Origin of the sequence: Phoenicibacter congonensis, assembly GCF_902386915.1 — a bacterium.
Classification (GTDB): domain Bacteria; phylum Actinomycetota; class Coriobacteriia; order Coriobacteriales; family Eggerthellaceae; genus Phoenicibacter; species Phoenicibacter congonensis.
The window spans coordinates 1,134,418-1,158,953 of sequence record NZ_LR698997.1; the positions used below are offsets into that span (position 1 = coordinate 1,134,418).

A 24,536-nucleotide genomic window follows, 5' to 3' on the forward strand; every position below is an offset into this window, starting at 1 on the left:
AAAGAGGAAACATGCATGCTGGGTTTTACTAATGATGTTAGTCGCAGTATCTCCGTTTTCTGAATCCATGTCTAAAACCAAAAGGAACAATGCCTAACTCTTGTTTCATGCGCTCAAGCCCTTTTTCGGCATCAACTAGGTAGGGCTCAAGTAAATCGTCACCAAGATCAAGAGCAAGCGTCAAAGCATCAACTGCCTTTTGATAATAATCATGCGCAAACTCAAAACTCAAATCACATCCACACCCATATTCAAAACAGTTACCTGAGTAGAGCGTTGCTAATCCGACAGTCCTCGCACTAGCATTCCTAACATGATTTAAAACTTCTGCATACAAATTAAATGCAGAAGTTGTGTCAAGTTCGCATCCTACTCCTAACTGCATGCATTGCCCGAGCAAAACACATGACTCTATATCGCCCAAATTCTTTGCGCGAACAAGACAGTAATATGCGCGATCTTCACGAGAGTCAACTTTTAGAAGACGAGGATAGCTTGATAAAACTTCATATTCATCATCAAAAAGCCAATAGTTCCCAAACGCCCAATCTTTCAAATACATCTCGCCCAAAAGCCGCCAAGATTCTCCACTTCCCTCCCACTCTGAAAAGAATGCGGAATGCATAAGCAATAGTTCAGCACTTTTCAAGCAATCAATTCGAAGGTCACGATCGGCTGGTTCGCAATAGGAAAGCCCTTCCTCAATGTATCGCTTTGCATATTTAAGAGCCAAGTTTGGACCTGCCCAACTCTCTCCTGGCATTAAATAACCACGCGGGTAAACATCAAGATAATCACGACCAATGTAGCGGTCGGTAGCCATGTCAAAAACAGCCTGTGTTATTGCAACTTCAGGAAGACCCGTGGTCAAAGCAAGCTCTTTAGTCGGCAAAAAAGCACATGCTCGAGTGATGCGCTCTCGCTCTTGCGGGCGAAGTTTATTTTGAAAAACCCACCTAGTCATCTAAATAAACCTCAATGTCAATTTTGTTCCAAGGACCAATGACCTCTGAAGATGTAACTTCTGCATAAAACTCTTTATCGCCATCCATTAAACGAGCGACAATTTCATTGCAATCACAAGGTAAATAACCAAGTTTCTCGTGATTTTTTGTTTCTATTTTCACAGCAAAAGCATCATTTAGATTGCCTTTTTCGCGCGCAAGCAAAAGCCTGTCGCCAATTTTTATGTTCTTCATCAAATAATCGATGTTGGGGGTTTTAGATGTGTTTGCTACTCTGGTGTTAGTTATAACCTTTATCGCATTTGAAAAAGGTTTTACAAATCCAAGTTCGCTACCGCCTTCAACATATCCACCAACCGCACTTTTTGATATTTTTGATAAGCCATATGAATTAACTTCACTCATGATACAGTTTTAGTTACTTTCTGTTTCTTTCTATAATGTCAGCAATTTGTGCTTTAAAACGAGCAGTGTGGCGCTCACAATTTTCAGCACGTCTAATCAAACTTTCAGAGGTTTGCTTTACCCAATTTCTGTCTTTTAATTTGTCTTTCATGTTGTATGGAAAACTATTCTTGATTTCCCCTAAAACTTCAAGCTGCGTGCCTTCATGCGCTTTTAGTGTTTCAATTGTTGCCGCAATTTGTGAATCTGTCAAAAGCTCATAGCGATCATCAGTGTCAATGCCATAGGCATCACAATAGGCAACAACAGAAATGAAGTCGCATGAATCATATGCTTTTTGGATAGCTTCAAAATCGCGCTTTTCCACGTCGGTTAAATTCGGACATAAATCAGGATGAAGTTTTTTACAAAGCCTTCTGTAGAGCTTTTTTAGTTTTTCGGGGTCGTATTCAAGGTTCCCAAACTCTTTTGCTTTTGTGCTGTTCGAAGAAACGTTGGAGACATCTTGAGCTCCTGCATCATTCATCCATTTGTCGAACTCGTCATCAAGCACAGCATCAATTACATTTTCGTCAACGTCGGCCTCTCGCTCAACAGCGGCCTTGCACATGGCGAGCTTTCGTTTTGCGCGACGCTCATTAATTTCTGCCTCTGCTAACTCAATTTCATAGCAACCAATTTTGTTCATGTAATCTGCTTCAATTAAAGGGTTTTGAACAAGAGAAATGTCATCCCTCTCTAAAACATAGTCTTTAATTCTGTCTCGAAATGATGCTATTTCTTGAAGATAGTGTTCTTTTAGCTTGCTGTTTTGTGGAACCTGATACAAGTTGTGACCTGAGCCCTCATCAAACTTTTTTAATAAACGCTAAAACAATGCTAGCAGAACGAAACTAAAAGAAAAGTGTGTTTAACCTTCTATATAGCAATGTGCAAAAATGCACAAGCCATTAGCATGTAGGTAACAACAGATATCATGTCAGAAATTGAAGAAATCATGGGGCTTGCCATCAACGCTGGGTCAATGCCAACTCTCTTAGCTGCAATTGGCAAAAGACCACCAAGGATTTTCGCGCAGAACACAATAATTATCTGAGAAACTGCAACTGTGAGACCTATCATAATGCTCTGATGGTCGATGAACACAACTTTTAATAAGTTAAAGAGGCTCAAAACAACACCAACAATAAGGCTGATTCTTGCTTCTTTCCAAAGAACTTTGGCATAGTCTTTCGTTGAAATGTCTCCAACTGCAAGACCACGAATAACAAGAGTTGCAGCTTGTGAACCTGAATTGCCACCACTTCCCATGAGAAGAGGCATGTAGCTAACAAGAATGATGACCTGAGACAAAACTTCCTGAAATGCTGAAATAATAGAGCCTGTCACCATTGCGCTAACAGTTAAAAACAACAACCAAGGTAATCTGTTTTTCACATGATTTATAACAGGAATGTCAAGATATTCATCGCCAGCATTTTCGCCAGACATAACGCCGGCCATTCTCTCGATGTCTTCTGTGGCCTCGTCTTCGATAACATCAAGGATGTCGTCAACTGTAATAATTCCAACGATTCTGTGCTCTTTGTCAACAACAGGAATTGCCATGAACCCATATTTCTTAAAGGCTTCGGCAACCTGCTCTTGGTCATCGTAGACATTCACAGAAACTACATCGGTGTTCATAATTTCTTCAATTTTTGTGTCCCCATCAGCTAACACCAGAGCACGAAGAGACACGATGCCAATTAGCTTTCTTCCTTCGCTTTTTACATAGCATGTGTAAATTGTTTCTGAATCGATGCCTTCCTTGCGAATTTGTGCAAGAGCACGTGTGACAGTCATGTCCTTTTGAAGCGAGACATATTCAGGCGTCATCAACGTGCCAGCGCAATCATCTGGATAATTCAAGAAAGTGTTAATTAACTTGCGTTCATCTCGAGGAGTTTCCATCAAGATTTTGTCAACAATGTTTGCCGGCAATTCCTCCAAAACGTCGATTTTATCGTCGAAGTCGAGCTCATCTAAAATAAATGAAATCTCTCGGTCGTTAATCGCTTGAATAATGGCTGTTTGCTCATCAGAATCTAGAAAAGAAAAAACTTCAACCGAAACGTCTTTTGGGAGCATTCTAAAAATGGCAACTGTTTTTTCAATGCCTAAATTGTCTCCCACCTCCTCAAGGATTTCAGCAATGTCGGCTTCATTGCATGCGAGCAAAAGATTTCTTGCAGACATGTAATGCCTGTTTGAAATCTCCTCTATAACCTGTTCGGTTACTTCGTCAAATGTTAAAGTTTTTTCATCTGCCATTACTGTGTCAAACAAATAGAATTAGACGTGAAGCTCACTTTTCATGTGCAATGAATCAGCGTTCTCAACTAGAATTGGATTGACAACTTCCTCACAGAAGTTTTCTACTTGTAATGGAGAAAGTCCAATGAAGTCGCTAGGATTTACACATTCTTCAATCTCATCAATTGTCAAACCAAAGCGGCTGTCATTTTCAATGCGAGCAATTAAATCGTTAGGTTTGCCTTCAACCTTCACAACACTTGCAGCATCTTGCGCATGTTCTCTAATGATTTCGTGAAGTTCCTGACGGTCTCCACCTTTTTTAACTGCCTTCATCAAAATGTTTTCACTTGCCATGAAAGGAAGTTCAGCCATAACGCGAGACTCAATAACTTTTGGATAAACAACAAGTCCATCGGTCACATTAATCAAGATATTAAGAATTGAATCAATTCCTAAAAAGGCTTCAGACATGGCAATTCTCTTATTTGCAGAATCATCTAACGTTCGCTCAAACATCTGCGTTGCGGCTGTAAATGATGGGTTAATAATGTCGGTAATGACATAACGAGCAAGTGAACAAACTCTCTCTGAACGCATTGGGTTTCTTTTATAGGGCATTGCAGAAGATCCAATTTGATTTTTCTCAAAAGGCTCTTCCATTTCCTTAAATGAAGCAAGTAGACGAATGTCTGTGCACATCTTGCTTGCTGATTGGGCAACACTTGAAAGTGCAGAAAGAACAAAAAAATCAAATTTGCGTGAATAAGTTTGACCTGAAACTGGAACTACTTTATCAAAGCCAAGTTCATTAGCGACCGATTTTTCTACCTCTTTAATTTTTTTAACGTCGCCATCGAATAATTCAACAAAACTTGCCTGTGTTCCCGTGGTCCCTTTAACTCCGAGCAAACATAAATCGTTAACACAACGTTTTAGCGCTTCATAATCAAGACAAAAATCATATGTCCAAAGAGTTGCACGTTTGCCGACTGTGGTAAGTTGTGCAGGCTGCAGATGAGTGTATGCCAAGCATGGAAGATTTCTATATTCTTTGGCAAATTCACTCAGCTGAGAAATCACAGTCACAAGTTTCTTAATTACAAGTTGCAAAGCTTCACGCATTACGATAATGTCACAGTTGTCTCCAACATAGCAACTAGTAGCTCCAAGATGAATGATTCCTTTTGCATCAGGACATTGTTGGCCATATGCATAAACATGGCTCATAACATCGTGTCGCACTAGCTTCTCGCGTTTCTCGGCAACATCATAATTGATGTCATCCTTATGCGATTCAAGCTGAGCAATTTGTTCGTCAGTGATATTTAGCCCAGCATTTTTTTCTGCACGCGCCAATGCAATCCACAAACGTCTCCATGTTTGAAATTTCTTTTCCTCACTGAATAGGTGTTGCATCTCTTCGCTTGCATAACGCGTCGAAAAAGCTGATATATATTTATCGTGTGTGTTAGTCATGAATAAACCTCGCCAAGCTATTTTAGTGAACTAAAGTCAAGAAATTGTTAAAACGAAAAATAGTCAACCCCACCCTCGAACAATTCCTGATATTTGTTGCCAGGAACGTTTACATAGAGATGATTACCACGTCGTTCCGAATGCCCCATCTTTCCAAGAACACGCCCATCAGGAGAACAAATAGATTCGATGTTTGCAACTGAACCATTCGGGTTAGTAAAAGTGTCAGTAGTGGCAATGCCCAAGTTGTTTACATATTGCGCGCAAACTTGTCCATTAGAAATTAATTCATTGAGCATTTCGTCGTTGCACACAAAGCGACCTTCTCCATGGCTGATGGCAATGGTGTGAACATCGCCAACAGATAGTCTAGACATCCAAGGCGAAAGTGTTGAAGAGATGCGTGTTTGAATTAATGCAGATTCATGATGCCCAACTAAGTTATATGTGAGCGTTGGATCGTCCTCTTTCAGATCAACAATTTTTCCATATGGTAAAAGTCCAAGCTTAAGAAGAGCTTGAAAACCGTTACAAATGCCCAGAACGAGACCATCTCGCGCTTCTAACAAATTTGTAATTGCCTCCGCAATTCTGTGAGACCTGAAAAAAGATGCAATAAATTTTGCGCTACCGTCTGGCTCATCTCCACCAGAAAATCCACCTGGAATCATGAGAATTTGTGAATCATTTATTTTTGTTGACAGTTCATCTACGCTAATCGAAACCTGCTCTGGGGTCAAGTTTTTGATTACAAAAATGTCAGGATCTGCGCCTGCCTCAGCAAAAGCTCTTGCTGTGTCATATTCACAGTTTGTCCCAGGGAACACAGGAATTATTACCTTTGGTTTTGCATCAAGCAAAACAGAGCATTTATAAGCTTCATTTTGGTTATCAAAAGAAATTAAATCAACACTAGTTTTGCTCAAAGGTTTTGAATTTCGTGGATAGACGTCATCAAGCACGCACTCCCATTTTTCTTGAGCAGCGCTAAGATCGATAGAAGATCTATCGTAACTAAAGTAGAAATCGGAAGTTGTGACGCCAATCTCATCTGCAAAAAGCGCATTATCGAATGCAAACAAGACATCATCTTTATAATCTGGCTCGACTTCGAGAATAATGGAACCATAACTGTTTCCAAACATGTCAATAGTTTCAGGAATTGAATTAAGATCAACGCCAATTCTGTTCCCGAGCGACATTTTGAAGAGCGACTCTGCAAGCCCATTGTAGGCAGGAGTTGAAGCAGACAAAATTTTTCCTGAAACGATTAACTCGTTTACAGCATCAAGAATGCTCAGCATTGAAGCACTGTTAACAACACTTCCCTGTTTTCTTGGAACTACATAAATGAGAGACGAGCCAACATGTTTCAATTCAGGGCTAATAATCACATTAGCATCACTTAAAGCGGTCGCAAAGCTGACTAGTGTTGGCGGAACAGAAATATCATCAAAAGTTCCGCTCATTGAATCCTTGCCACCAATAGCTGCAACTTGTAAACCAATTTGTGCATCAAGGGCACCTAAAACAGCCGCAAAAGGCTGTCCCCAATTGTCTTTGTTGTCGCCAAGTTTCTTAAAGTACTCTTGGAAAGTTAGAAGCATATCATGACGCGAAAAACCAGCACACACAAGTTTACACACACTGTCGACGACCGCCATATATGCACCAGCATACTGATTGTTTGAAGAAAGCATTGGGTTGTATCCCCAAGCCATACCCGAGACCGTGGAAGTCTCCCCCATAACAGGCAACTTTGCAACCATAGCAATTGCAGGTGTTGCTTTGTTCTCACCACCAAGTGGAGCCATTACAGTGCTTGCACCAATCGTTGAGTCGAACATTGAAGTTAGACCCTCTTTAGAACAGCTATTCAAATCAGTGAGCATTGCTCTGAATTTTTCCTCGAAAGCATCGTTGTTGTTTGATTCTGCTTTTTCAAATTTTGCAACACGAACGCAAGCTTTCTTTGGTGCTCCGTTGGAGTCTAGAAAAGCGCGGGACAAATCAACAACGCGCTGGCCCTTATAGGTCTGAACCATTCGCGGAGTTTCAGTTACTTTTGCTACAATTGTCGCCTCAAGATTTTCACTTTCAGCGAACTTCAAGAATTTATCAACATCAGCGGGATGAATGACACAAGCCATTCTCTCTTGCGACTCAGAAATTGCAATTTCTGTTCCATCCAAACCAAGATATTTACAAGGCACAGCGTCTAAATCAATGTCTAGACCATCGGCAAGTTCGCCAATAGCAACACTCACTCCCCCTGCGCCGAAATCATTGCAACGAACAATCAAAGATGATGCTTCTTTGTTTCTGAAAAGGCGTTGAAGTTTTCTCTCTGTAGGAGCATTGCCTTTTTGCACTTCACTTCCACAAGTTTCAAGAGAAGTAGTTTTGTGCGCTTTTGAAGATCCAGTTGCACCACCGATGCCGTCTCGACCGGTGCGTCCCCCAAGCAAAATAACAACATCTCCATCCGCTGGCGTTTCTCTCACAACTGCATCGGCTGGAGCAGCACCAACTACAGCACCAATCTCCATGCGTTTTGCGAGATAGCCTGGATGATATATCTCATCAACAATCCCTGTCGCGAGGCCAATTTGGTTTCCATAACTTGAAAAACCATCAGCAGCACCTCTGCAAATTTTCCTCTGAGGAAGTTTTCCCTCAAGAGTGTCTTCAACAGGTGCATTAGGGTTGGCAGCTCCTGTGATTCGCATCGATTGATAGACATATGAACGTCCACTCAACGGGTCGCGGATAGCCCCGCCCACACAAGTTGCAGCTCCACCAAAAGGTTCTATTTCAGTTGGATGATTGTGTGTTTCATTTTTAAATAAATAAAGCCAGTCTTGAAGTTCTCCATTAACATCAACTTTCGCTTTAATTGTGCAGGCATTAATCTCGTCGCTCTCGTCAAGGTTGTTTAAAATCCCGCGTTTCTTTAGAATTCTTGCAGCAATAGTTCCAATGTCCATCAAAGTGTTTGGCCTAGACTCTCTGCCACATTCTTTCTTTAATGTTAAATAACGCTCAAAGGCAGCACGAACCTCAGGGTCTTCAATTTCAATGTCAACAAGCTCGGTGTTAAAAGTTGTGTGCCTGCAGTGATCTGACCAATAGGTGTCAATCACTTTAATTTCAGTTACCGTGGGGCAACGTCTTTCATCTTTAAAATAATCTTGACAAAAAGCGATGTCATCGGCATCCATCGAAAGCCCAAGTTTCTCAATTAGACCATTTAGTTCATCTCTTTCCATTTCGAGAAAGCCATCAATTACAGGAACTGGTTTAACCTCAGGAACTACCATTTGCAGCGAAGAAGGAAGTTCAAGCGAAGCTTCTTGCATCTCTACTGGGTTAATGAGCAAATGTTTAATAGAAGCGATGTCGCTATCAGACAATTCTCCACTCAATAAATAAATTTTTGCGCAACGCACAATCGGGCGATCACAACCACACAAAAGCTGAATGCACTCACTAGCTGAGTTTGCACGCATATCAAACTGACCAGGCAAAAGCTCTGTTGCAATCACCACATCAGAAGATGGCAATTCCTCTAACAATTCGTCAACAGCAGGTTCGGACAAAACAACAGTTTTGCTTTTCTCTAAATCTTCATCCGAAATGTTATCAATGTCATAGCGATTAACGATGTCAACGTCCTGTATTGATTTAATACCAAGAAAATCGCGAAGTTCTAAAAGTACTTTATCAGCTTCTACTTTAAAACCGACACGTTTTCTAACCAGCACCCTGTTTATCATTTCTCTCCTTGAAAACTTTAAGAATTCAAACATGCAAGCGCTTTTGCGCCAATATCATGTCTATAAAAAGCATCTTCGAATTTTATCTTGTCAATCTCTGAATAGGCATCGTCAAGCGCTTCTTTCAATGAATTAGAAACACTAACTACACCAAGCACTCTGCCTCCATTTGTGACAAGTTGACCATCAATAATCTTTGTTCCAGCATGAATAACGTGGACATTATCGTACTCGCAATCAGCAATCTGTCCATTTGTGAGTCCAGTAATGACTTTACCCTTTGCATAGCTTTGCGGGTATCCACCACTTGCAACGATAACTATTGCTGAGGACTTGTCGCTAAAACTAAAATCGACATCATCTAAAGTGCCTTCTGTGCAAGCCTTGCAAATTTTTAAGAAATCGCCCTGTAACAAAGGCAAAACTACTTGAGCCTCAGGATCACCGAAGCGTGCATTATATTCAATAACTTTTGGTCCATCTTCAGTAATCATCAAACCAAAATAAAGACATCCTTTAAAAGGACACCCTTCGTCTTCCATTGCCTTTAAAGTTGGTTTAAAAATCGTTTCCTCACACACCTTTGCAACTTCAGAAGTGTAGTAGGGGTTTGGAGCAATAACGCCCATCCCGCCAGTATTAAGACCGGTGTCACCATCGTGAGCGCGTTTGTGATCTTGAGATGAAATCATTGGGATGCAAGTTTTTCCATCACAGAAGGAAAGAACACTAACTTCAGGCCCTGTCAAAAACTCCTCAACGACAATCTTGTTTCCAGCATCGCCAAAATGTTTGTCAACCATGATTTCCTGGATGCCACTCAAAGCCTCTTTTTTTGTTTGGCAGATTAAAACACCTTTACCAAGAGCAAGCCCGTCAGCTTTCAACACGACAGGAAACTTCTCAAGGGAATTGATGTAGCCAAAAGCCGCTTGGGCATCATCAAATGTTTCAAAAGCAGCTGTTGGAATGTTATATTTTTTCATCAAATCTTTAGAAAATGCTTTGCTAGCCTCAATTCTTGCAGCATGTTTATCGGGCCCAAAAGCAGGAATGCCAACTTCGGCCAAAGCATCGACCATGCCTAATGCTAGTGGATCATCTTGCGCAACAATTACATAATCAATTTCGTTATCTTTAGCGAATTTCACCATCGAATCTACATCTGTAGATGCGATAGGTTCAATTTTTGCGTCGTATGAAATTCCGCCATTGCCTGGTGCACACCAAATCTCGTCAACACCATCACTTTTCTTCAAAGCGCGAATGATAGCATGCTCCCTGCCGCCGCCGCCAACTACTAAGATTTTCATAATGTCTCCTAAATGCGTGAATTAATGATGAAACAAACGAATTCCACAGAATGCCATTGCTATTCCAAAACGATTGCAAGTATCAATCACCTGCTGGTCTCGGATTGATCCACCAGGCTCCACTATAGCAGTAACGCCAGATCTTTGTGCACGCTCAATATTGTCTCCAAACGGGAAAAAAGCGTCACTAGCAAGTGACACTCCGCTCACATGAGAAAGATACTCTTCTTTTTCTTCTTTAGTTAAAGGTTCAGGTTTAGAAGTAAAAGTTTCACTCCAAACTTCCTCTCCAATAACATCTTCTGGATGATCGCCTAGGTAAACATCAATTGCATTGTCGATGTTTGGCTTTGCTACATCATCTCTAAAAGGCAAGTTTAGGACCTTATCCATGTGACGAAGCTGCCAATAATCAGCTTTATTACCAGCCAAACGCGTGCAGTGAATTCTAGACTGCTGACCAGCCCCAACACCAATCGTTTGCCCATCTTGAACATAGCACACTGAATTCGATTGAGTGTATTTCAAGGTTATTAAAGCGATGATGAGGTCACGTTTTTGCTCGTCGCTAATGTTTTTATTCTCAGTAACGATGCTAGACAGCATTGTTACGGCATTTATTTCTAAATCTTGTCTTCCCTGCTCAAAAGTCACTCCAAATACGCTTCGTTTTTCTTGCTTTGCAGGAACATAGTCAGGGTCAATTTTTACAACGTTATAGTTTCCCTTTTTCTTAGATTTTAGAATTTCTAGCGCTTTATCTTCATATCCAGGGGCGATAATTCCATCGCTGACTTCGTGTTTTATGAGCATTGCCGTTGGCACATCGCAAACATCAGATAGTGCAATCCAGTCACCAAATGAAGACATTCTGTCAGCCCCACGAGCACGAGAATAGGCACAAGCAAGTGGTGAGAGTTCCGCATCTTTGTCGACATGATACATTGCACGCAAAGAGTCATCTAAAGCAAGACCAATGGCTGCACCTGCTGGCGAGACGTGCTTAAAACTGGTAGCAGCAGGAATTCCTGTTGCTTCCTTTAAATTGCGAACTAACTGCCATGAATTAAAAGCATCTAAAAAATTGATGTAACCAGGGTGTCCATTTAAAATGTCAATAGGTAAATCAGATCCATTTTCCATAAAAATGCGAGCTGGCTTTTGATTAGGGTTTGTCCCATATTTCAACTCAAATTCTCTCATTTTATGCACTCACCCTTTCGTATTTATTCATAATCGAGCGTGTTTGCTTGCCTGTTTTCAAATCAAATTCATAGCACAAAAGGCTAATCTTGTTGTCTTTGTTCAACGACTCCCAAATTGCATTTTGCAGACAATTGATGCATGCAATGTCCCCTGTTATCTTTATTGGCTCTGAGTCAAAAGAAGGCAACGGATTGCCATCATCTACATAGGTTGTAATCAATCGTCCCTCTCCGGCTGGCACATCATCATAAAAGTAGAAAAATCTAGATGCTGCTTGCGATGATGAATCAGCACACTTCAAAATAGACATTGCAACGCCACCATTGCGAGTGTCAATCATCATTGAAATTCTTGGAGTGAAATTTGGAGCATCGTCTTCAAAAGTTCTTGTGAAAAGTGAGTTTTGAAATGCTTCGTTAGTGCTATCAGAACTATTTAGAGCTTCATAAATCGTGTCTGTTTGATCTCCATTCGTAATGATAGTAATTCCTTTTTCAACAACATCTAAAGATGCGTTGTAGATAATCAAATGAGGGTCTTCACACAAGGTATCATCAGCAGCAAGAGTTCTAACTCCAAGACCCGCGTAGTCTCCATCTGTTATTTCTTGAAAAACACGATTTCTGCTGTTAGAACTTCTTCCCATAATCCAATAGGCAGCAACGAGTCTCTCGTCAGACACTTTGTAAAAAACAAGCCCACGACCAGGATAGGTCTTGTTTTTCAGGTAGTTTTTTAAATCTGTCATGCTTTTTCCTTTATCTAGGCATCCAAATCGGAACAAACTTTAGCAAGAGCAACTGGTAACAACTTCCATTCTGCCTGTTCCATAATTCGCTTTTGAAGCGTTTCTGGGGTGTCACCATCGAGCACTTCCACGGCCTTTTGGGCAATAATTGGCCCTCCATCACATTCACAATTTACAAAATGAACAGTAGCCCCACTGACTTTCACTCCTCGCTGCAAAGCAGCTTCATGGACCTTTAATCCATAAAAGCCCTTTCCGCAAAAACTTGGAACCAAAGATGGGTGAACATTAATAATTCTATTTTCAAACTCACTAATGACAGTTTCATCAAGAATAGTCATGAACCCTGCAAGAACTACCACGTCAATGTTATTGTTTCTCAAAATGGAAACGAGAGCTTTGCCATAATCAGCAGTGCTCTCGAAATCTTTGCGCTTTAAAACTTCCGTTTTAATGTTGGCATTCTTTGCCCTGGTTAGAGCATATGCGTTTTCATTAGAAGAAAGAACAAGTTCAATTCGTCCATGTTCGATATTCCCAGCTTGCTGAGCATCAATTAGAGCTTGCAAGTTGGTGCCACCGCCTGAAACTAAAACTGCAACGTTAATCACACAAAGCTCACTTTCTCACCTGGAACTAATTTTCCAAGAACATGAGGAACATCACCATGCTTTTTTGCAATTTCGAAAACTTCTTCAACATTTTCAGGAGAAGATACAACACACATTCCAATTCCCATATTAAATGTGTTGTAGATGTCTCCATCTTCCATATTTGCAAGTGACTGCATTAATTTGAAAATTGGTTTAACAGGTACATTTGACAGCACAATTTCTGCACTCAAACCATCTCTTAGGCCACGCGGAATGTTTTCGATAAAACCTCCGCCAGTAATGTGCATAAATCCTTTTGATAGTCCACGCTTTGTCATCTCAAGCAATGAACCTACATAAATTTTTGTTGGCGTGATGAGCTCTTCGCCTAAAGTTTTTCCAAGCTCATCGTAGTGTTTGTTTAAATTATCTGGATTGTTGTCGATGTCAAAAATTTTTCGAACGAGCGAAAACCCATTAGAATGAACGCCAGATGATTCCAAGCCAATAATTACGTCGCCTTCAACTTGCTTGTCAGGCGAAATCATTTTATCAGCGTCAATTAGACCAACAGAAAAACCTGCCAAATCATATTCATTATCACCATAAAAACCAGGCATTTCAGCAGTTTCCCCACCAACAAGGGCACATCCTGCCATCACGCAGCCATCAGAAATGCCAGATACAATTTGTTCAATTTTTTCTGGTTCATTTTTTCCACATGCGATGTAGTCAAGAAACAAAAGAGGTTCAGCGCCTGCACAAGCAATGTCATTTACACACATCGCAACACAATCAATGCCTACTGTGTCATGTTTGTCAAGAATGTGCGCAATCTTTAGCTTGGTTCCAACACCGTCTGTGCCTGAAATGAGAGTAGGACTAGACATTCCAGAAACGTTATTTTTGATAGAAAAGGCTCCACCAAAACCTCCAAGGCCACCGACACATTCTTCACGTGTTGTTCTTGCAACATGCTTTTTTATGAGTTCAACAGCGCGATATCCCGCACAAACATCCACGCCTGCTTCGGCATATTTGCCCATCTAAATCAACTCCAAACCTTTATATTTTTTTTCCGGTGCCCGATTGGCTTAACGGGCGCATATGTGTTTCCACAACATTTGAATCTTTAATTTCAACAGGGTATTCATTATTAAAACAGCCTAAACAGAAACCACAATCAGAATTAATCGCAAGTTTTTTCGAATCCTCAAGTGATAAATATCCCAAACTATCGCATCCCAGAATGTCACGAATTTCATCATCGGACCTGTTTGTGGCTACTAACAAATCGGCATCAGGAACATCAGTTCCAAAAAAACAAGGATGCCTAAAAGGAGGTGAAGACACCCTAAAATGCACTTCCCTTGCTCCCGCTCGATAGAGAAGCTGAATAAGTCGCTTCGAAGTTGTGCCACGCACTATTGAATCGTCAACAAGCACTACACGCTTGTCTTTTATAGTTGAAGGAATAGGGTTTAGTTTAATTCGAACAGTGTTTGCTCTTTCTTTTTGTGACCCTTGGATAAAACTTCTGCCAACATATTTATTTTTAACAATGCCTGTTGCATATGGAATTCCACTTTCCTGGGCAAATCCTTGTGCAGCATCAAGACCCGAATCAGGAGCTCCAATAACAACATCAGCATCAGCTGGATGTGAACGTGCCAAAAGCTTTCCGGCTTCAACGCGTGATTCATGAACACACGTGTTCTCAATTATTGAATCAGGGCGTGCAAAATACATATATTCAAACACGCAAAGAGAGAACGGTGCAGTGTTGCACTTATCTTTAATTGAGCGCATTCCATCATAATCAATCACAATAATTTCGCCAGGAAGAACATCACGAAGAAGCTTAGCCCCAACAGTGTCAAGCGCACAGGACTCGCTTGCTATCGCATAACCACCACCCTCCAGTGTTCCAATGCACAAAGGTCTGATCCCATGAGGGTCTCTGACGGCAATCAACTTTGTTGCGCTCATCACAACGAGACAATAGGCCCCCTCAATTACATCCATGACCTTAAGAATTGCTGTTTCAATGTCTGGCGATTTGATTCTTGCCTGGGTGATTAAATGAGTAATTATTTCAGTGTCAGAAGTTCCGTGAAAAATAGAACCACTTTCCTCAAGTTTCATTCTCAATTCTTGAGCATTAGTGAGATTTCCATTGTGAGAAAGTGCAAGAGAGCCTTTAGAGTGATGGACAATCATAGGCTGAGCATTTGCCAGCGTTCGATGACCACTGGTCGCATATCGAACGTGTCCAGTTGCCATCTTCGCAGAACAGTCGAGACCTTCTAGCGCACGCTTTGTAAAAACGTCACTAACAAGCCCCATGCCTTTGTATCCGCTCAAAACGCCATCTACGTTTAACGCTATTCCGCAACTTTCCTGACCTCTGTGCTGAAGAGACAAAAGAGCGCGATAGGTTTCATATGGCAAATCCATGTCCCCGGCTTTATCATAGATTCCGAAAACGCCACATTCTTCTCCAAGTTTAACTTCTGGAGTAATGTCTAATTGTTTTGTCATTTTTTCTTTCTTTTATTAAAGGTAATAACTAACCGATGAGTCTTTTCATGACCTCCTGGTATGCTCCCTCTTCACCACCAAGATCGCGTCTAAAAAGGTCTTTATCTAGATGCTCTCCAGTTGATTTGTCCCAAAAACGACAAGTGTCTGGAGAGATTTCATCAGCGAGAATAATGGTCCCATCAGGGGTTCTTCCAAACTCAACCTTAAAATCAATCAATCGAATGTTTGCTGCATCCATAATTTCTTTTAGTAAGTCGTTTACCTTAAATGCATATTCAGTGATTTTGTCGATTTCATCCTGAGTGGCAAGACCTAAAGCCAACGCATAATAATGGTTAATTAACGGGTCGTGCAAATCGTCATTTTTATAGCTAAACTCTAAAATTGGGCACAAAAGTTCAGTTCCCTCTTCAACACCCATGCGTTTTGAAAAAGAGCCCGCAGCAACGTTTCTAATAATTACTTCAAGAGGCACAATCTCTACTTTTTTCACAAAAGTATCACGATCGTTAATTTCTTCAACATAGTGAGTCGGAATGCCTGACTTCTCAAACTTTTGCATAATTGCATTTGAAAGCTTGTTGTTAACTAGGCCTTTGTCTTTAATTGTGCCCTTTTTAGCACCGTCACCTGCCGTCGCATCATCTTTGTAATGAACCATCACAATGTTGTCGTCGTCGGTTGCAAAAACCTGTTTTGCCTTGCCCTCATAGAGCATTTCTTTTACTTCAAAACTCACTTTTCCTCCTAGAATTGCAGGTGATAAATTTAAAGCATCGACTGGAGCTGCTCATCTTTTGACAAAATGTCGTTAATTGTTTCATCCCTAAAATTATCGAGACTCAAAGCAAGCTCTTCATCGCTTAAAGCTAAAATTGATATTGTCAGATAGGCAGCATTTTTTGCACCGTCCACAGCAACTGTGGCAACCGGAAAACCACTAGGCATTTGAACAGTTGAAAGAAGCGCGTCAAGCCCATCCTCAATTCCCCCTGATAAAGGAAGACCAATCACAGGTAGAGTAGTGTTAGCCGCGAATGCTCCAGCCAAATGAGCAGCCATTCCAGCGGCGCAAATTATTACGCCAAAACCATTTTTCTTTGCCTCTTTAGCAGCCTTGGCAGCTTCGTTTGGAGTGCGATGTGCTGATATTACATGTGCCTCAAAATCTACATTGAATTTTTTTAAAATATCGCAACATTTTAGAACTTTGTCGGCGTCAGAAATAGACCCCATTACAACAAGAACGCGCTTGTGTGCAGACACAAATAACTCCTTTGAAACAAATTTGTAACAAGTAAACAATAGCAGTTCAGAGTGCATTTTTTAGCGAATTTCAACCACTATTTTTAAGTATAACCCACATTTAGCACAATTGAAACACAATCGAAATATGCAAACTCTAGACTAAAGATGTTGTTCAAAGAAAAAAACGAACTAAGAGGAGGAATCATGTCTTATATACAAGATGTTCTCGAGCAACTAGAAAAGAAAAATCCTGGACAACCAGAATTCATTCAAGCTGCATCTGAAGTTTTGACTTCACTTGAGCCAGTTATGGATCGTCATCCAGAATTTGAACAGGCAGCTCTTCTTGAACGCATCACAGAGCCAGAGAGAGTGGTAATGTTCCGTGTGCCATGGGTAGATGACAACGGCAAGGTTCAAGTAAATCGCGGCATGCGTGTTGAATTCAACAGCGCAATTGGACCATACAAAGGTGGTCTTCGTTTGCACCCAACAGTAAACCTTGGAATCATTAAATTCTTGGGCTTTGAACAAATTTTCAAAAACTCACTCACAACTCTTCCAATGGGCGGCGGTAAAGGTGGATCTGATTTCGATCCTAAAGGAAAGTCAGACATGGAAGTAATGCGCTTCTGCCAGTCATTTATGACAGAGCTTTGCAAGCACATTGGGCCAGACACCGACGTTCCAGCAGGTGACATTGGAACTGGCGGACGCGAAATCGGCTACATGTTTGGTCAATATAAGAGAATCAGGAATGAATTCACCGGAGTTTTAACTGGCAAAGGTCTAGAGTGGGGCGGATCTCTTGCAAGAACCGAAGCAACTGGCTATGGCCTTGTCTACATCGTATCAGAGCTATTAAGCACAAAGGGCGACAGCTTCGATGGAAAGACAGTTTGCATTTCAGGCTCTGGCAACGTTGCAATTTATGCTTGCGAAAAAGCTCAGCAACTAGGTGCTAAAGTTGTAACAATGAGCGACTCATCTGGTTGGGTTTATGACAAAGACGGCATTGATGTTGCTCTTGTTAAGCAAATCAAAGAAGTCGAACGCGGACGCATTTCTGAATATGCAGAGCGCAAATCAGGCGTTGAATATCATGAAGGTCGTGGTGTTTGGCAAGTTAAATGCGACATCGCTCTTCCTTGTGCAACACAAAACGAACTCTTAATTGAAGACGCAAAAGAACTTATCGCTAATGGTTGCCAAGTTGTCGCAGAAGGCGCTAACATGCCAACAACCTATGATGCAACGCTCGAGCTTCAAAACAACGGTGTTACTTTTCTCCCTGGTAAAGCTGCTAACGCTGGTGGTGTTGCAGTATCTGGTCTTGAAATGTCACAGAACTCTGAGCGTCTGTCTTGGACATTTGAGGAAGTAGATGAGAAACTCAAGAACATCATGAAGAGCATCTTTGCACAAATCGACGGTGCTGCTAAAGAATATGGTGTTGAAGGCAACTATGTTGCAGGTGCTAACATCGCAGGCTTCCTGAAGGTTGCAAAATCAATGATGGCTCAAGGAATCGTCTAATCAAAGTCTTGATTATCAAGCGGTTTTGGATAAACAACTTTTTGAACAAAGACGTTAGAATCCGAAACTGTAATTACACCAACACATTTTGGGTTTGGTGATCTGAAAACGAAAGTTTTACCAATTCGCCCCTCGGAAGTTTCTGAGGGGCTCTTTTCTTTTGTGCACAAAATCACGTCAATGCCTTCATAGGCTCCCAACATGTTAGACCGAGGAGCGATGCACATTATTAAGTCTGCTCCCATTTCTTTTAATTGATAAACATAGTCTTCAACATTTTTTTTTGTGCAATAGCTTGTGATAGAAAAAATTCCTAGTTTTTTAGTACCTAGATTAATTATCTGAGGTTCCTCAGAGTTTTCATATCGACTCATGTCTACAGTGATGAGGTCTGCCTTTTTGTCTATGTAGTCACATCTAACATCTGAAGTGTAAACAGGTTTTAATTTTGCTTCATATTCAATCAATTTTTGTTTAACAGCTTCACTATCGGAAGAGACATCGTTAGCTTTTTTTTCCTGTGTGCCCGTGTTTTCCTCGACGGATTCAGACTCAACATCTTCTGAAGACGACTTGCTAGCGTCGCCAAAAACAGAGGTTTCATCATCAGAATTTGATTTTTTCTGTTCTTCATCTGTTATGAGCTTTAAAGCATAAAGAGGATCTTTTACCGCAGACTCTTCGCCAGTGCCTTTGTAGACGATAGAATAACAAAAATCCATCGTTCCAATCGACTCATCAACTTTTGTGGCCGCAACATTGAAATTCACAACATTACTAAAATATAAAAAAATTACAACTCCAGCTAAAACAAGGGTCAGGGCAAACACAACTAAGGCGATTCGCTCACGTAATGAATTGCTTACCTCAAACTCTAAATTTTCTGTTTCAACTTCATTTGACATGTCCTACATAATTTACAACATCTTTTTCAAGAACTGCCCAGTATAGGAACGATTGCACTTGGCTACATCTTCCGGAGTACCACAAACAAGGATTTCACCACCACCACTGCCACCTTCAGGGCCAAGATCAACAATCCAGTCAGCGCTTTTTATGACATCTAAATTATGCTCAATAACCAAAACTGTGTTTCCTTTGTCAACCAGGGCTTGTAACACAGCGAGCAATTGTCTGACATCTTCAAAGTGAAGCCCCGTTGTTGGTTCATCAAGAATATAAAACGTTTTTCCTGTTTGCTTTTTTTGAAGCTCTGATGCAAGTTTTACGCGCTGCGCCTCGCCGCCTGAGAGAGTTGTTGCACCTTGACCAAGGCGAATGTATCCCAAACCAACGTCGTGAAGCGTTTGCAGTTTTCTTTTTATTGAAGGAATGTTGTGAAAAAATTCAAGTGCTTCATCAACTGTCATTTCTAAAACATCGTAAATGTTTTTTCCTCTGTAATAAACAGATAATGTTTCATTGTTGTAACGCTTTCCTCCGCATTGTTCACATGGCACATAAATATCAGGCAAAAAATGCATTTCAATTTTAATTTGACCGTCACCTTTACATGCTTCACAACGGCCATTTGCAACATTAAAGGAGAATCTACCTGGCCCAAACCCCTTAGCTTTAGAATCTGGAGTGCTTGCAAAAAGCTGGCGAATATCATCCCAAAGCCCTACATAGGTCGCAGGATTAGAGCGAGGAGTTCTGCCTATGGGGCTTTGATCTATAGAAATCAGCTTGTCTAATTTATCAAGACCAGTAATTTTTTTGTAGTCACCGCATTTTTTGTGTGCGTGGTTTAGTTTGTTACCAAGAACAGGCGCAAGAGTGTCGATAATGAGAGAACTCTTGCCTGAACCTGAAACGCCAGTGACAACAGTTAGCGTTCCCAAAGGAATTTTGACATTGACTGACTTTAGGTTGTTTTGTGTAGCCCCAGATAGTGTTAGATAACCCGATTTTGCCTTTCTTCTTTCATCGGGCACCTCAATTTTTCTTTTACCAGTTAAATAGTCGGCAGTAAGCGACTTTTTTGACTTCATGATTTTGTTAACATCGCCGCAAGCAACCACCTCACCGCCATTTTCACCAGCACGCGGTCCCATGTCTACGATGTAGTCTGCACTTCTAATTGTGTCCTCGTCATGCTCAACAACTACAACAGTGTTACCAAGGTCACGAAGATGTTTTAACTGCGCAATTAAACGATCGTTGTCTCGCTGATGAAGTCCAATCGATGGCTCATCTAAGATGTACAAAACTCCAACAAGACCTGAACCTATTTGGGTGGCAAGTCGAATTCTTTGGGATTCACCACCAGACAACGTGGAAGTTGCCCTGTCAAGAGTTAAATAGTCAAGACCCACGCTAACTAAAAAATTTAGCCTTGCACAAATTTCTTTCAAAATAGGATTTGCAATTTCGGCTTCTGCGCCCTCAAATTTTAAACTTGAAAAAAATTCAAGGCATTCTTTAGACGAAAGTTCGCAAACATCAATAATGGATTTACCATTTATTGTGACGGCCAGAATTTCTGGGCGCAAACGACGACCTTTGCACGTTTGACAAGGAACAATTGAAAAATAGCGGCTTAATTTTTCGCGCTGTTTGTCGCTCGATGCGTCCATATATCTTTCTTGAACAGCGCTAAGAATACCCTCCCAAGTCTTGTTCCAATAGGTGTTTCTGCCATCAAGTGTGTGGTAGTCAACACGCACTGGCACATCGCCAAGCCCAAACATCAAAGCATTTCTTGTCGCCTTCTTTAGTTTTTTATAGGGAGTCAAAGGTGATTCTCCCATGTGTTTTAACACAGCCCTAATAAGCTGTGGATAATAGTTTCCGCTCCTAAAAGGCTCAATCGCACCTTCTGATATTGATAAATTTTGATCAGGCACAATTAAGTCAACGTCAGGCTCTTCTCTTGAACCAATACCCAAACAATCAGGACATGAACCATATGGTGAATTAAATGAAAAATCACGCGGCTCCAATTTGTTTAGAGAAAAACCATGTTCAGGACATGCAAGAGAAAGTGAGAAAAGATGCTCGTCAGAAGGCAACTCCATTCTTGCCCCACTTGAAATAGAATCGACATTCACATCTTGTTTTGTCTTGTCAGTAACTTTAACCAAAACCTGTTTATCAGATATTCTTGTAGCGTTTTCAATAGCCTCAGCCAAACGAGAAGTGTTTTTGTCATTAATTTTTACGCGGTCTAAAACAACATCAATAAAGTGCTTTACTTGTTTGTCAAGTTTTATGGGCTCGCCATCAAGCTTTTGAATTTTTCCATTAATTCGAACGCGTGTGAATCCCTCTTTTAGAAGGTCGGCAAAGAGCTTTGTGAACTCCCCTTTCCTACCTGTGACAACAGGAGCCATAACAATAGCAACAGAATTCTCATCAAGTCCAAGCTTTAAGACTTCATCAACAATTTGATCTGTTGTTTGCTCTTTAACAACTTTTCCACAAACTGGACAATGCGCAACACCACATCTTGCATATAAAAGACGCAGGTAATCATAGATTTCTGTGGTCGTGCCAACGGTGGAACGAGGGTTTTTCGACGTTGTTTTCTGATCTATTGAAACTGCTGGTGAGAGTCCATCAATCGAATCGACATCTGGCTTGTTTGCCTGCCCTAGAAACATTCGCGCGTAGGAGCTTAGTGATTCAACATAGCGGCGCTGTCCTTCTGCATAAATCGTATCAAAAGCCAAAGATGACTTGCCAGAACCAGAAAGGCCTGTAATTACAACAAATTTATCACGAGGAATTGTGACATCTATGTTCTTTAGGTTGTGCTGCCGCGCACCTTTAACGACAATGTTTTTATTAGCCATGTTCACTACTTTCACGTTTTTATCAATCGAAAAGTAAACCAACCCTCGATTATAGTCTCCATTTAAAAATGTATTAGCTTAGACATTGGAATATAAACTGCAAGTTTACATTCAACTCACCCTTTTCATCTGAACAAAAATTAAAATGAAGCATGCATTAACTGCAATTTATTTGTCTTCATATCAATCTTAGAAAAACTTTAAGATAACACCTGTAATGCCTCACGACTTTCTAGCTTAAAAAAAGCAGCAAGTCAGAGAGAGAAAAAACTAATCTACTACCCACGAGGATGAGCCAGTTTGTGTGCTTCAAGAAGTTTAGCAGAAGAAATGTGAGTGTATATTTGTGTTGTGGAAAGGTCAACATGCCCAAGCATTTCCTGCACACTTTTCAAATCAGCGCCACCATTTAGACAGTCGGTTGCAAATGAGTGCCTCAGAACATGGGGCGAATAGGACGCATCAAGATTGGCTTTAATCAATGTTTGCTTAAACATTTTTCGAATTGCATTAGTTGAAAACTTTTTGCCAGTGTTTGAAATGAAAAACAAATCATTAGTTGAACCGTTCAAAAGGACATCTCTTGATTTATCGAGATATAACTTTAAACTTTTAAGACACAAATTGTGAAGTGGGACAATCCTCTCTTTTGAACCTTTGCCGAATAGTCTCACTTGTTGTGATTGAAAATCAACTGAAGTAATTTTTAAATCAGACACTTCTGACACACGAGAACCGCAAGCATAAATAAACTCAAGAAGTTCCTGGTCGCGAATGTCTTTTACGTCATCAGAATTCACGTGAACTTTTAATAAAGCAGCAATTTCATCGGCATTCATAACTCTTGGGAGCTTAGATTCTTTCTTAGGGCAAACTATTCCAACAACAGGGTCAGAACTTGTTGCTCCTTGCAAATTCAAGTAGCGATAAAAAGATCGAATCGAGGAGAGATGTCTATTAAGAGTGGCTTTGGCTAGCCCTTGAGATGTTAATCGGCCTAAATATTGCCTAAATTGAACGCGACTTAAACATAGTGGATCGAATTCATTGGCCTCGCACCATTCTAAAAAATTTCGCACATCGATTTCGTAGTTTCTGATTGTGTGATTCGATTTAGTTTCAACAACTAATAAAGAATTGCAGAAATTTTCAAGCATCTCTTCATGAGAATCTTCAAGACCTACTAAGAAATTGCTCAATAGATCAGACATCTACATAATCCCAAGATCTGCTAGCTGCTCAACATATTGATTTAGGGCTGCGAGGCCTCTTGATTGATATTCTGAATAACGAAGTTGTTTATTTTTTATTTTTGTATCAAGAGGAGCTATGATGCCAAAATTAACATGCATTGGCTGATAGTCTTTGGTTTCTTCATCTGTTGCATATGACAGCAATGAACCAAAAACTGTTTTATCTGACAAGCAAGGAGCCATGACACCCTTAAGTTGACATGAAACAGAAATCGCTGCATGAAGCCCAGAACGAACAGCTTCCATGTATCCTTCGGTCCCCGAGAGCTGACCAGCAACATAAACTGGAGTGTGAGCGACATCACTTAAGGTTTTGCAAAGTAAGTTTTTATCTAAAAGTCGAGGTGAGTCGATAAAAACGTTTTTATGCATCACTCCAAATCTCGCAAATTCCGCATTCTTCAATCCAGGAATCATACTGAAAACTCGTTTTTGCTCAGGAAAAGTTAAATTAGTCTGAAAACCGACCAGGTTATATGCGGTGTTGTTCTTGTTTTCACTTCGAAGTTGCACCACTGCCCAAGGCCTTTTGTTTGTTCTCGGATCAATTAATCCAACAGGCTTAAGCGGTCCAAAACGAGGAGCATCATAACCACTGCGAGCAATCTCTTCAATTGGCTGACACGCCGAAAAAAGTTCTTTTTTCTCAAAGTTTTTAAGAATTACGCGGTTAGCAGCTAAAAGTTCATCTACAAAGTTTTCATATTCATCGCGTGTAAAGGGGGCATTAAAATAATCGCCCGTTGCATTATCACCTGCATCTTCATATCTATTTTGCTTAAAAAGAACGTCATAATCAAGGCTGTCAGCCATAACGATTGGTGCTGCAGCGTCATAAAAATTAAGCCTATGTGACCCGAGGTTAGAAAAAACTGAATTGGCCAGGTTTTCGCTAGTCATAGGACCGCTGGCAAGAATGACAGCGTCATATTCACCAAGTTCACTAACTTCTTTTATCTCTCGGTTGATTACACTAATGAAACTATTTTCATTAATGAGTTGCGTGACTCCTTGTGAGAACAAATCACGATCGACCGCTAGCGCGCCCCCTGCTTCAACCCTTGTTTTTTGAGCAACATCAAAAAGATGCGAGTGAAGGCTTCGCAATTCTTGTTTCAACATGCCTGCCGCACTGTTTTCTTTGGTGCTTTTAAAAGAATTAGAACAAACAAGTTCTGCAAAGTCGTCGGTTTTGTGGACTGGTGTGAGTTTTTTTGGGCGCATCTCAAATAAATCGACTGAAATGAAACGATTTGCAAGCTGCAAAGCGGCCTCGCTGCCAGCTAAACCGCCTCCAACAACTGCAACTTTTTTGTAAAAATTTTCCATATCTCAATTATAAAATAGCCAACTCAATGAGACGCTTTAGCAACCGTCG

General features: G+C 40.7%; 19 protein-coding genes. 1 reads left to right on the forward strand and 18 read right to left on the reverse strand.

The genetic code is table 11. The features are described from left to right. Positions 1 to 37: 37 nt before the first annotated feature. From FXZ76_RS04895 to purE, 14 genes are all read right to left on the reverse strand, one after another. A complete protein-coding gene (locus FXZ76_RS04895) occupies positions 38 to 964 on the reverse strand; it encodes an SEL1-like repeat protein (protein ID WP_079536186.1) in 927 nt (308 codons plus the stop codon). Beyond that, positions 957 to 1,370: an HIRAN domain-containing protein gene (locus tag FXZ76_RS04900; RefSeq protein ID WP_079536189.1), complete on the reverse strand. Its 414-nt coding sequence runs from the start codon at positions 1,368 to 1,370 to the stop codon at positions 957 to 959. Before FXZ76_RS04900 ends, FXZ76_RS04895 begins: the two co-directional genes overlap by 8 nt. 13 nt (positions 1,371 to 1,383) lie before the next feature. Next, on the reverse strand, positions 1,384 to 2,199 hold the full coding sequence (locus tag FXZ76_RS04905) for a J domain-containing protein (RefSeq protein WP_079536191.1): 816 nt from the start codon (positions 2,197 to 2,199) through the stop codon (positions 1,384 to 1,386). A gap of 89 nt (positions 2,200 to 2,288) precedes the next feature. After that, positions 2,289 to 3,683, reverse strand: a complete 1,395-nt coding sequence (mgtE, locus tag FXZ76_RS04910) for a magnesium transporter (RefSeq protein WP_079536194.1) — start codon at positions 3,681 to 3,683, stop codon at positions 2,289 to 2,291. A 21-nt stretch (positions 3,684 to 3,704) separates the two neighbouring features. Continuing rightward, a complete protein-coding gene (gene purB / locus FXZ76_RS04915; protein WP_079536197.1) occupies positions 3,705 to 5,144 on the reverse strand; it encodes an adenylosuccinate lyase in 1,440 nt (479 codons plus the stop codon). A gap of 47 nt (positions 5,145 to 5,191) precedes the next feature. Further along, entirely contained in the window at positions 5,192 to 8,920 is a 3,729-nt protein-coding gene (locus tag FXZ76_RS04920) for a phosphoribosylformylglycinamidine synthase (protein ID WP_079536200.1), read from the reverse strand. 17 nt (positions 8,921 to 8,937) lie between these two features. Continuing rightward, positions 8,938 to 10,233 carry a phosphoribosylamine--glycine ligase gene (purD, locus tag FXZ76_RS04925; RefSeq protein WP_079536203.1) on the reverse strand — a complete coding sequence of 432 codons (1,296 nt, stop codon included), beginning with the start codon at positions 10,231 to 10,233 and terminating at the stop codon, positions 8,938 to 8,940. A gap of 21 nt (positions 10,234 to 10,254) precedes the next feature. Further along, entirely contained in the window at positions 10,255 to 11,436 is a 1,182-nt protein-coding gene (locus tag FXZ76_RS04930; RefSeq protein ID WP_079536205.1) for a phosphoribosylaminoimidazolecarboxamide formyltransferase, read from the reverse strand. Between the two features lies 1 nt (position 11,437). Further along, positions 11,438 to 12,187, reverse strand: coding sequence for an IMP cyclohydrolase (locus tag FXZ76_RS04935; RefSeq protein ID WP_079536208.1), 750 nt, complete (start codon positions 12,185 to 12,187; stop codon positions 11,438 to 11,440). A gap of 14 nt (positions 12,188 to 12,201) precedes the next feature. Beyond that, a complete protein-coding gene (purN, locus tag FXZ76_RS04940; protein WP_079536210.1) occupies positions 12,202 to 12,798 on the reverse strand; it encodes a phosphoribosylglycinamide formyltransferase in 597 nt (198 codons plus the stop codon). Next, positions 12,795 to 13,826: a phosphoribosylformylglycinamidine cyclo-ligase gene (gene purM, locus FXZ76_RS04945; RefSeq protein ID WP_079536213.1), complete on the reverse strand. Its 1,032-nt coding sequence runs from the start codon at positions 13,824 to 13,826 to the stop codon at positions 12,795 to 12,797. Before purM ends, purN begins: the two co-directional genes overlap by 4 nt. Positions 13,827 to 13,845: 19 nt before the next feature. Continuing rightward, positions 13,846 to 15,321, reverse strand: a complete 1,476-nt coding sequence (gene purF, locus FXZ76_RS04950; protein WP_079536215.1) for an amidophosphoribosyltransferase — start codon at positions 15,319 to 15,321, stop codon at positions 13,846 to 13,848. Between the two features lie 28 nt (positions 15,322 to 15,349). Then, positions 15,350 to 16,063, reverse strand: coding sequence for a phosphoribosylaminoimidazolesuccinocarboxamide synthase (gene purC, locus FXZ76_RS04955; protein ID WP_231961761.1), 714 nt, complete (start codon positions 16,061 to 16,063; stop codon positions 15,350 to 15,352). A 29-nt stretch (positions 16,064 to 16,092) separates the two neighbouring features. Further along, positions 16,093 to 16,590 (reverse strand): 5-(carboxyamino)imidazole ribonucleotide mutase, encoded by a 498-nt coding sequence (gene purE, locus FXZ76_RS04960; RefSeq protein WP_231961762.1) that lies wholly within the window; start codon positions 16,588 to 16,590, stop codon positions 16,093 to 16,095. Between the two features lie 186 nt (positions 16,591 to 16,776). Here purE and gdhA point away from each other — a divergent pair, with 186 nt between their 5' ends. Further along, on the forward strand, positions 16,777 to 18,108 hold the full coding sequence (gdhA, locus tag FXZ76_RS04965; RefSeq protein ID WP_079536220.1) for an NADP-specific glutamate dehydrogenase: 1,332 nt from the start codon (positions 16,777 to 16,779) through the stop codon (positions 18,106 to 18,108). Here gdhA and FXZ76_RS04970 read toward each other — a convergent pair. The 4 genes from FXZ76_RS04970 to trmFO form a co-directional block, all read right to left on the reverse strand. Next, positions 18,105 to 19,013, reverse strand: a complete 909-nt coding sequence (locus FXZ76_RS04970) for a hypothetical protein (RefSeq protein ID WP_079536222.1) — start codon at positions 19,011 to 19,013, stop codon at positions 18,105 to 18,107. The two genes, gdhA and FXZ76_RS04970, sit on opposite strands and share 4 nt — an antisense overlap. 12 nt (positions 19,014 to 19,025) lie before the next feature. Continuing rightward, positions 19,026 to 21,905: an excinuclease ABC subunit UvrA gene (gene uvrA, locus FXZ76_RS04975; protein WP_079536955.1), complete on the reverse strand. Its 2,880-nt coding sequence runs from the start codon at positions 21,903 to 21,905 to the stop codon at positions 19,026 to 19,028. 278 nt (positions 21,906 to 22,183) lie between these two features. Beyond that, entirely contained in the window at positions 22,184 to 23,116 is a 933-nt protein-coding gene (locus FXZ76_RS04980; protein ID WP_079536224.1) for a tyrosine recombinase XerC, read from the reverse strand. Beyond that, positions 23,117 to 24,487, reverse strand: a complete 1,371-nt coding sequence (gene trmFO / locus FXZ76_RS04985; RefSeq protein ID WP_079536226.1) for a methylenetetrahydrofolate--tRNA-(uracil(54)-C(5))-methyltransferase (FADH(2)-oxidizing) TrmFO — start codon at positions 24,485 to 24,487, stop codon at positions 23,117 to 23,119. Positions 24,488 to 24,536 lie beyond the last annotated feature (49 nt).